Source organism: Coleofasciculus sp. F4-SAH-05, assembly GCF_040222985.1.
Lineage (GTDB): Bacteria > Cyanobacteriota > Cyanobacteriia > Cyanobacteriales > Coleofasciculaceae > Coleofasciculus > Coleofasciculus chthonoplastes.
Genome location: NZ_JAVKBY010000169.1, coordinates 1 through 9,840 on the forward strand (window position 1 = coordinate 1; position 9,840 = coordinate 9,840).

At 47.0% G+C, this 9,840-nt stretch carries 6 protein-coding genes and 2 pseudogenes; 5 read left to right on the plus strand and 3 right to left on the minus strand.

The genetic code is table 11. The features are described from left to right. Positions 1-719: 719 nt before the first annotated feature. A pseudogene (locus RIG27_RS20465) lies at positions 720-2,018 on the minus strand (tetratricopeptide repeat protein); the annotation flags it as partial. Positions 2,019-2,319: 301 nt separating this feature from the next. Between RIG27_RS20465 and RIG27_RS20470 the strand changes: the two are divergent. The 3 genes from RIG27_RS20470 to RIG27_RS20480 all read left to right on the plus strand — a co-directional run bounded on the left by RIG27_RS20470 (position 2,320) and on the right by RIG27_RS20480 (position 3,335). Then, positions 2,320-2,538: a hypothetical protein gene (locus RIG27_RS20470; protein WP_446348191.1), complete on the plus strand. Its 219-nt coding sequence runs from the start codon at positions 2,320-2,322 to the stop codon at positions 2,536-2,538. 93 nt (positions 2,539-2,631) lie between these two features. Further along, positions 2,632-2,955 (plus strand): hypothetical protein, encoded by a 324-nt coding sequence (locus RIG27_RS20475; RefSeq protein ID WP_446348193.1) that lies wholly within the window; start codon positions 2,632-2,634, stop codon positions 2,953-2,955. Further along, positions 2,952-3,335 carry an aspartyl protease gene (locus RIG27_RS20480; protein ID WP_446348195.1) on the plus strand — a complete coding sequence of 128 codons (384 nt, stop codon included), beginning with the start codon at positions 2,952-2,954 and terminating at the stop codon, positions 3,333-3,335. Before RIG27_RS20475 ends, RIG27_RS20480 begins: the two co-directional genes overlap by 4 nt. Before the next feature lie 376 nt (positions 3,336-3,711). Here RIG27_RS20480 and RIG27_RS20485 read toward each other — a convergent pair whose 3' ends face one another. Further along, positions 3,712-4,707 carry a diguanylate cyclase domain-containing protein gene (locus RIG27_RS20485; RefSeq protein WP_446348199.1) on the minus strand — a complete coding sequence of 332 codons (996 nt, stop codon included), beginning with the start codon at positions 4,705-4,707 and terminating at the stop codon, positions 3,712-3,714. Beyond that, the gene (locus RIG27_RS20490; protein WP_446348201.1) at positions 4,707-6,947 is read right to left on the minus strand and encodes a response regulator; all 2,241 of its coding nucleotides are present in this window, start codon (positions 6,945-6,947) and stop codon (positions 4,707-4,709) included. The genes RIG27_RS20485 and RIG27_RS20490 overlap by 1 nt, the downstream gene beginning before the upstream one ends. A gap of 494 nt (positions 6,948-7,441) precedes the next feature. Between RIG27_RS20490 and RIG27_RS20495 the strand changes: the two genes are divergently transcribed. Continuing rightward, positions 7,442-8,758 (plus strand): Glu/Leu/Phe/Val family dehydrogenase, encoded by a 1,317-nt coding sequence (locus tag RIG27_RS20495; protein ID WP_446348197.1) that lies wholly within the window; start codon positions 7,442-7,444, stop codon positions 8,756-8,758. A gap of 224 nt (positions 8,759-8,982) precedes the next feature. Then, positions 8,983-9,840 (plus strand): annotated as a pseudogene (locus RIG27_RS20500) (hypothetical protein); the annotation flags it as partial.

The following is a 9,840-nucleotide window of genomic DNA, read 5'->3' on the forward strand; positions in this document are numbered from 1 at the left end:
GCCTGGGAGGATGGTCGGGTTATCGTTCCCAACGTCCTCCAGGAATGCCCACTCTCGTCAAGGGTTTGCGGAAGTTTGAGTCGCTTTTCCTGGGGTGGAAACTTGCTCAGACTCCACTTGTGTGTACACCGTAGCCCTTGATAAGGGGGGGCTAGGGGGGGTTCAGCCGTAATAATCACCGCACGGAAGCAATCATCGAAAATATACCATTCAATAATTGCCGTATTTTTATCAATCAGTGGGGAGAGTTGGTCAAATTTTAAGGGTTTATAGGGATAAAGTTCGTTGTAACGCTGGCGCAGTTGGTTGATATGGCTGTAGTCTATCTCTGCTGGAGTTATCGATTTTTCCGATAACTTTTGTTCCCCAGCCGCCTGTAGCTGATTTAACCGTCGCTGTTCACTCCAAATTGCTTCCTGTAACTGTTGTAATTCCTCTTGTCTCTGGGTAGAAATCTGTCCGTCAGGGTAAAGGCTGCGGCTGGTGAGGAGTTCGATCAGGTTACGGGTTTTGCTGCGTTCGATGTATTCCCAGGCTTGGGTATTGTCTGCTAATTCCAGACAGACTTCGATCATATTGGAATAGAGTGAATTCCATTCTTCCGCGAGTTTCTGTTTATCGGCATCATTAGCCGTACCTAAACTAATCTCGACTCTCTGGAATTCAACGGTATCAATCGCTGCGGCAAAGGCATGATAGGCGTTGTCCAATTGTGGGGCGTCTCGGTAGGCAAGTCCCAGGTTAAATTGGGTTTCGATATGGTTTTGGGGAAAAGCCTCACGGGTTCTGACTTCCAGGGCGGCTTGATAAGATGCGATCGCACTTTCGATATTCTCAGCCCTCTCTCCCCGGATTCTGTCAGAGTAGGCAGCACCCAGATTATTTTGCGTCATTGCCCATTGGCTAGGAAAGGCGTCACGGGTGTAGACTTCCAGGGCGGCTTGATAGGATGCGATCGCATTTTCGATATTCTCTGCCCTCTCTCCCCTGATTCTGTCACGGTAGGCAACCCCCAGATTATTTTGTGTGGTTGCCCATTTGTGGGGAAACGTCTCACGGGTGTAGACATCCAGGGCGGCTTGATAGGATGCGATGGCACTTTCTATATTTTCCGCCCTTTCTCCCCGGATTCTGTCAGAGTAGGCAAGCCCCAGATTATTTTGCGTGGTTGCCCATTGGCTAGGAAAGGCTTCACGAGTGTGAACTTTCAGAGCGTCTTGATAGGATGCGATCGCATATTCGAGATTCTCAGCTCTCTCTCCCCGGATTCTGTCAGAGTAGGCATTCCCCAGATTATTTTGCGTCATTGCCCATTGGCTAGGAAAGGCGTCACGGGTTCTAACTTCCAGGGCGGCTTGATAGGATGCGATCGCAGTTTCGATATTCTCAGCCCTCTCTCCCCGGATTCTGTCACGGTAGGCATTCCCCAGATTATTTTGAATTGATGCCCAGGTTTCTGAGTGATTCTCGCGGGTAAAGATAGTTAGCATCACTTCATAACCCGTAATCGCGATTTCCAGATTATTTGCCTGATTCCCTAAAGGAAACTGCTGGATCAGATTACTGAAATTACCAATAACGGCGGCAATAGCTTGGGCTTGTTCGGGTTCCACTTCTGCCAGTTTTGCAGTTGCCCAGTCATACAATATCCGGGCAAAGTTATCATTCAATAGATGCAGGTTTTCCTGGAGGAGGGGATAGACAACTTGCGGATTACCTCTACTATCTAAAGTTGCCTGTAATACTTCAAGCAAAAAGTCGAGTTGGGCTTCAGGAGTAGCCGTTGAGTCAGATAATCCCAAAAACTCCCCTAACTGATTCGCCATTCCGACTAAAAACTGCGCGGCATTTTCATCGCCCCTCTCTGCTAACACTTCCGCCGCCTGTGCCATGGTTGCCACTAACCCGGCATCAACGAACTCGGCGTTATCCTGTAATGTCTGCCCTTCCTCACCACTGGGACAGGTTAATAGGGTATTAATCAGGGTTAGATAGGCTTGTTGGCGTTGTTCATCCATGGGGCAATTGAGGCAGGAGATGCTAACTATGGTATCGCAAAAGACAGAGGGAGTGATGGGGTTAACAGCAACCGCCTTGGGTTTAAACCCAAGGAACCTAAAGCTCAAGTCAGCTAAAGCTGACTGGATATAGCAGTCGCCAGGGTGATTAGGGCATCAACTAAACTCCGTTAATTGTTTCAATGCAGACAGACGTGTCTAACTTTTGGGGTTGTTTCTATAATAATCCGAGTCGTCTTTAGACGACTTGCGCTTTGAGCCAAGAACTTGAGTTCTTGGCGGGGGAATGATTTAGCTATACATGGTGCGTTACATTTCATTAATGCACCCGACAAAATCTGCGATCGCACTGTTGGATCATGCTGTGTGGATTTCTCGTGCTGTTGGAATTGAGGTGCAATTTTATGATGATGGCGAGCATTCTTGTAGGGCGAGCATCTTGATCGCTACTCATACCCAATTTAAATGTATGACAGCTTATGGAGTGGCATTTAAAACAGATAGGGGACACTTTTATTAACACGCGATCGCACGACACCCCCCTGAATTTACTGGGACAGATTTAGCTACAATACAATTACAATAATCCCTAATGTAACATTCTCTTATCAACATGACATCCTTACCACAGAAGCGCCAAGTAAGACGGGGACGGATATTCCCAGAATATACCATCCCGCCAGAAGAATTAGCCAGACGCAGAGCGAAACGCATTGAACTGGGCAAGCGTTGCCGAGTTATTTTTGAACGACTTCGCCCGGAACTGATTGAACAATACTACAATTGGTTCATTGCCATAGAACCCGATAGTGGCGACTATTTAATTGACCCCAAACTAGAAGGAGTGATTCAAAAAGGACAAGAACGTTATGTCAATACTGATGTTAAGTTAACAATCTTTCGACTCAATGAAACCGGAACCTGCGGTACGATATGATTGTAGGCAGGTTTGGTGAAAATGGGGAGTTGTTCTTTGAGATTGAACTGATAGCCGCAAATGGCGAACATTTTGCCGTTGAAGCACTTCTCGATACGGGTTTTACGACAGGTTGGCTAGCGCTTAACGCTCAGGATATCGAGGCGTTACAGTGGTCTGCGATCGCCTATGAAATCGATATGAAAACGGCGCGAGGTAATGAGCTTTTTGACCTCTACGCAGGAACGGTAATGATCGATAACCAAGAGTTTACCATTCCCGTTCACGTTGGAGAAGGACTACCTGATATTTTAATCGGTTCTCAGTGGTTAGATAGTATGGAACTAATCGTAAAGAAACGAAAGGGTATTTTGACATTAGAAGTTCTGGAAAGTGAGTAAAATTAATTTTAGTTTAAGATATTTAAATCCCCCCTATCCCCCTTTGAAAGGGGGTAAATATTGAGAGGAATAAAGGGAAACGGAGTTGGGAAACCATCATACAGCGTATTACAAGTTCGTGAGGTAAAGTATTTTCCCCCTGATCAATTAGTATCACTATATAGGTGTACTTCATTTACCTGCAATTTGCTGTATAAAGACACTTCTAGCATCACGCAAAAGAACACCGTTTCCTTCTTGCTCCCCTCTCCCCAGAGTGGGAGAGGGGCTGGGGGTGAGGGGTTTGTGGTTAAAGTTGATACGGATGGGCAGTGCCTAATTCCAATGCTAACGAATTTAATATGACAAATGACAAATGACCAATGACAAATAACAATCAAACCTCAACCAAATTTCCTACCACGCGATCGCGCCCTTCTACCTTAGCTTTATACAGCGCTTGATCTGCCTCAGCAATTAGCCGATCCGGAGTTGTTTTTGGCGGCGGAATCACGCCAGCTACCCCAAAACTCAAGGTGACAAACTTACTCACCAAAGATCCCTCATGCACAATCGCCCGAGACTTGACTTTCAACCGAATCGATTCTGCCACCTGCATGGCACCTCTGAGGGATGTATTCGGTAAAATAATCACAAATTCCTCCCCCCCATATCGAGCCACTAAATCTGCTGGACGCTTCACCGCTTTACGCAAAATATCCGCCACTTGTTTAAGACATTCATCTCCAGCTTGATGCCCATAAGTATCGTTATATGCCTTAAAAAAATCAATATCACACAAAATTAACGACAGGGGTGCTTGCTCCCGCGCCAATCGTTTCCACTCCTGCTGCAACGCCTCATCAAAAGCCCGACGATTGGCAATCTGAGTCAACCCATCCAAATCAACCAACCGTTGCAACTCCTGATTCATTTCCTCTAACTTCGCCTTCAGCACCCGTTCTTGCTCAATTTTGCGATGTAACTCTGCCATCACCCAATGGGTATGCAGTAACCGCCGCACCCGTTGCCGCAGCACCGCCCAATGAATCGGTTTCGTGATATAATCCGTAGCGCCAGCCTCAAACGCTCGGTCTACGGATTCCTGATTATTAAGTCCCGTAATCATCAAGATCGGTGGGCATTTCTGACCAAATAGTTCTTGTAACTGAGCGCAACAGGTAAACCCATCCATCACGGGCATCATCGCATCCAACAAAATAATATCGGGTAACTGTTCGGTGCAAAACGCCAGACATTGATGCCCATTCCCCACTTCTGACACCTGATACCCCTCCTGTTCCATCGCCCGACGCAACACTAGGCGTAGGGTTTTTTCATCATCCACAATCAAAATTAGGGGCGGGTCACGGTGAAAGTCAGGCTCATTCATCATAGTTTCCTCGGATGCTCTTGTTGTAACGCGGCGATCACTCGCTCATACTCCGCATCAAACCGGGAAATCAGGATGGAAGCAGGCTCTAGGTTTCCCGTGCAACCCAACGCTTCTAACTCAGCACACAGTTTCGCCAAACCCGTTGCTCCAATCGTTAGACTCGATGATTTCAATGCATGGGCAGATTGGTGCAAAGCATTAGCATCATCATGAGCGATCGCACTCCGAATCGCTTGTACCCTAGGTGGGGAGTCTTCCAGATAACTGTCAATCACTTCCGCGATTAACCCCTCATAATCGTCTCCGGCAATTTCTCTTAAATCTTGCAGCACTTGCCGATCCAAAGCGGGGGTAGCACTGGAGTCTGAGGTTATTTCTGGCACAGATACGTCCTCATCTGAATGATCCCTTATGCTATATCTACCTTCTTGATCCAGCACTTGATCATAAGTGGTTAAAGCTTGAACCAGGGCTTCCGGTCGAATCGGTTTACTGATATAGTCATTCATGCCCACTTGCAAACATTGTTCTCGGTCTCCCTGCATGGCATGAGCCGTCATGGCAATAATCCAGGGTTGGCAAGCTGACAACCATTCAGCCCGGATGCGGCGAGTTGCCTCCAATCCGTCCATTTCTGGCATCTGCACATCCATGAAAACAACCTGATAGGACTTACGACGCAGAAATTCCAGCGCCTCTTGTCCATTGTTCGCCACATCTGTGCGATATCCCAAGCGCTGCAACATCTGGCGAGCCACCTTTTGATTGACCACCACATCTTCGACTAGCAGAATGCTTAAGGGTAGCCTCTGGGCAAACTCAGCCTCAAGCCGTCCTGATGAGCGATCGCCCGGACGCACCGAAATCCGTCTCCGTCCTAAAATGGCGATAAACACATTATAAAGCTGGGACTGTTTAATCGGCTTAGTCAGAAACGCGGCAAAGTTGGCAGTTTCCTCGGCAGTTTTGGGGGTTTGTCGCCCCACGGAACTGAGCATGACTAGGGGAAGCTGTTGCCGATGCGGTAATGCCTCAATGGTTAAGGCTAACGTCAACCCATCCATCTCTGGCATTTGCCAATCCAAAACCGCCAAATCAAAAGGTTCGGCGTCAGCTAACCACTTCAGCGCCTGTTCTCCCGATTCTGCGGTGAGCACCTCCATCCCCCACGACTGTGCCTGTAGCCTGATAATCTGCCGATTGGTCGCATTATCATCCACCACCAATACCCGTTTCCCCCGTAACTCTGGTGGAGAGGAATCCAACTCCGTTGTCACCGAATTGGGATCGGATTGCACCACAATCGTGAACGAAAATGTCGAACCTTTACCCACCTCACTTTCTGCCCATAAGCGCCCCCCCATCCGTTCACTTAAGCGCTTACTAATCGCTAACCCCAAACCTGTGCCACCATAATTGCGCGTCATCGACGCATCCACCTGAGAGAAGGGTTTAAACAACCGATTCATGCGATCGCGGGGAATCCCAATTCCCGTATCTCTGACCGTAAATTGTAGTTCCAATCCCTTTGCCGCCGCTTGAGAGGCGACTAAATCTAAGGCTTCCTCCACACAAACATGCACATCAAAGGCATGTTCCTCTAATTCTAATTTACCGGATTCGATTTTCGAGAAATCCAGAATATCATTAATAATAGTCAGCAACGCATCCCCACTACTACTAATCGTATTGGCAAAATCTCGCTGCTGCGGCGTCAATGCCGTCTCCAATAACAACCCCGCCATGCCAATCACTGCATTCATCGGCGTGCGGATTTCATGGCTCATCATCGCCAGAAACTCACTTTTGGCGCGATTGGCGACTTCGGCTTCCCGTTTGGTTTTATGCAGGGTGAGGTTTTTCCGGGTGAGTTCTTCCCGCCGTTGCTGTTCCTGTTCCAACAGATGCGCTTGCGCTAACGCAATCCCCACCTGCGCCGCCACCGCTTCTAACAGTTCAATTTCATCGTTACTCCACTGACGGAAGCGATCGCATTGATGCAGGCAAATAATACCATTGGTCTGCTCCTGATACGAAGTACGCACCGAAAGCATGGATTTAAGACCAATCTGACGGCAAAGCTGATTCGCCCCCTTTAGTTGTGGATCAGTATAAACATTCTCGGAACTTACAGCTTGGTCTTGCGCCAGCACCGCTTGGGCGTGAGGATTGCCCACAACGGGAATCGTTTGCTGTCGGGTTGACTCATAGCGCCCACGGGGAATTCCTAAAGAGATTCTGACGACTCAGTACATTTACGATACGTTACATATCAATCCCAGTGGGTATAAGGTGCTAAATCAGGAGTTAAAAAAAATGCTCTGATATAACCTCAACGTTATACTGGCGAAGACAGCGCAACTATAAGCGCAATGTAAACTTTATGTTAAAAAAGTAACGAAAACTACACGTTATTGGCAATTTAATCAAATCCCGTGAAATAATCGTAGTAAGGACAAGTCGCACCGACTTTAATCTTTTCTAGATCAAGGAGAGATTAAGCCGTTGTTTTGTTCATCGATAAGCGCGATCGCGCCTATATATAAGTTTTGCTTAATTCAAACCCAAAATTACTCAACTGGCGCTGGAGTCTGGACATTAGAGACTTGAATCGCCAAGCACGCTGTGCTGGTGATTGAGTTTCCTGGTTTAACTCCAAGTCTAGGGGGCGATTTGTCTGGCGATGAAATTCTCTCTAATTTTCGTTCAATCCCTGATGAGGAACAATGGAATGTCTGATTCATTATTAGTTGATGCTGGCACCCGATTGCAAGCGGCGATGAAACATGTCTCGATTTCCGAAGATGCGATCGCACGCTTAAAGCATCCCAAAATGAGCCTGAGTGTATCCATCCCGGTTCGCATGGATGATGGCTCATTAACCATAGTACAAGGATATCGAGTTCGATATGATGACACCAGGGGACCCGGAAAAGGCGGTGTACGCTATCATCCCAACGTGACTCTGGATGAAGTTCAATCCCTCGCCTTTTGGATGACATTTAAATGTGCGGTATTAAACTTACCCTTTGGTGGTGCCAAGGGCGGAGTTACGGTTAATCCTAAAGCCTTATCCAAACTGGAACTCGAACGCCTCAGTCGGGGCTACATTGACGCGATCGCCGATTTTATTGGACCGGATGTGGATATTCTCGCCCCTGATGTTTATACCAATGCCATGATTATGGGGTGGATGATGGATCAATATAGCATCATCCGGCGTCAAATTAGTCCCGCTGTCGTCACGGGTAAACCCATCACCATGGGTGGAAGTGTGGGGCGCGATGTCGCAACCGCGACGGGGGCTTACTTTGTGATTGAAGCCATGGCACCTAAACTGGATCTAATTCCCCAATACACGACAATCGCGATTCAGGGATTTGGTAAAGCCGGGGCGGTATTGGCAGAACTCCTGGCTAAAGCGGGGTATAAAGTTGTTGCCATCAGTGATTCTCAAGGCGGAATTTATGCCAAAAAAGGCTTAGATATTCCCAGTATTCGTCGGTATAAAATGTCCAGTCAAAGTCTGCAAGCGGTTTACTGTCAAGACACGGTTTGTAATATTGTTGAACATGAACAGTTAACCAATGCCGAACTCTTAGCCTTAGATGTAGACATTCTGATTCCGGCGGCGTTGGAGAATCAAATTACCCAGGAGAATGTTAACGATGTCCGCGCCCGCTATATTTTTGAAGTCGCCAATGGTCCGATTAATTCAGAAGCGGATAAGGTTTTAGACAGCAAAGGAATTCTCGTATTTCCCGATATTCTAGTCAATGCGGGTGGGGTGACAGTGAGCTATTTTGAATGGGTGCAAAACCGCAGTGGACTCTATTGGAAAATGGCAAAAGTGCATGAAAATCTAAAGCAGAAAATGGTGGAAGAAAGCCAATATATTTGGTCAATTGCCAAAGAGTTAGCGGTTTCTCTGCGAACCGCCGCTTATGTTCATGCGTTGAATCGCTTAGGGGAAGCTCTTAATGCTAAAGGAACCCGAGACTACTATGTCAATGGTCGCATTCCGGCGTTAAACTCATCCCCCAACTGAGGTACGGGAGATTTCACGTTCATAGTTGATGGTTGATGGTTGATGGTTGATGGTTCATCGTTCGTGGCACAACGAAGGGAGGTAAGCTTAAGGGTTAGAAACTGTAACATAATCCCTGATCATACCTACTCATGTCTATTCAAAAATGAGTAGATATTTTAGTCGGAAACATTTTTGGCTGTCATTGTATATAATACCCGAAGTTGCGTTGACAGGTCGAATCAATGGCTACCATCACATACTGCAAAGGACTTCCCACCCCAGCAATTGAGTTAAACCCATTGGGTAAAACTCAATTGGAAATGTTCCTAGCTGAATACTCATCTATATTCCATGTCTGCGTATGTGAGACAGCTAATCATCTCCTCTGGGATAATAAATTCAACAAGTCTCAATGGAATACGCATTTACAGCAGACATACGGGATAAACAAGCGCCACGCCAATGGAGTGATAGCTTTTAGCCAAGGGGCGGTGGATGCTGCGTCGGCTAACCGTCAACGCCACGTCAAGGTGCTAACTGCCAAATTCAAATCTTGTCAGAAGTGGCTCAAAAAGACAGAACGCCAGCTAAAGAATGCTCGTAAATTTTACCGTAGGAAAAACTGGCAAAATAGTCAAACTGGCTGTCAGTTTCCGCTCTCGGTGTCTATCCAATACCGGGATACTAACTGGCAGAACCTACGCTTCCAACTGCACCACAAAAAGCGCAAGCTAAACCACTATCAATTACAGCTCGAGTACCTGAAAGCGGCTCCCATTAGGGTCACTATACCCAAAGGACAAGCTTATGTGGTAGGAGCCGCAACCGAAGCCTGTGGTAATCAAAATTGCCAGTGGAATGGACAAACAATTAAAATTCGGGTTCCCTACTGTCTGGAGGATAAGTTCGGCAAGTATGTCTCATCTGAAATTGGAGATTTTCATCGGAATGTTAACCGACTGCCAGCAGAGGGCGCTAAAACCTGGCACTTCTACCGGAAGGATGGCAAATGGTGTGTGGCGGTACAATTCACTCCAGCACCAGTCAAACAGGTATCTAGACCAATTCAGTACGGGTGTATTGGCATAGACTTGAACCCA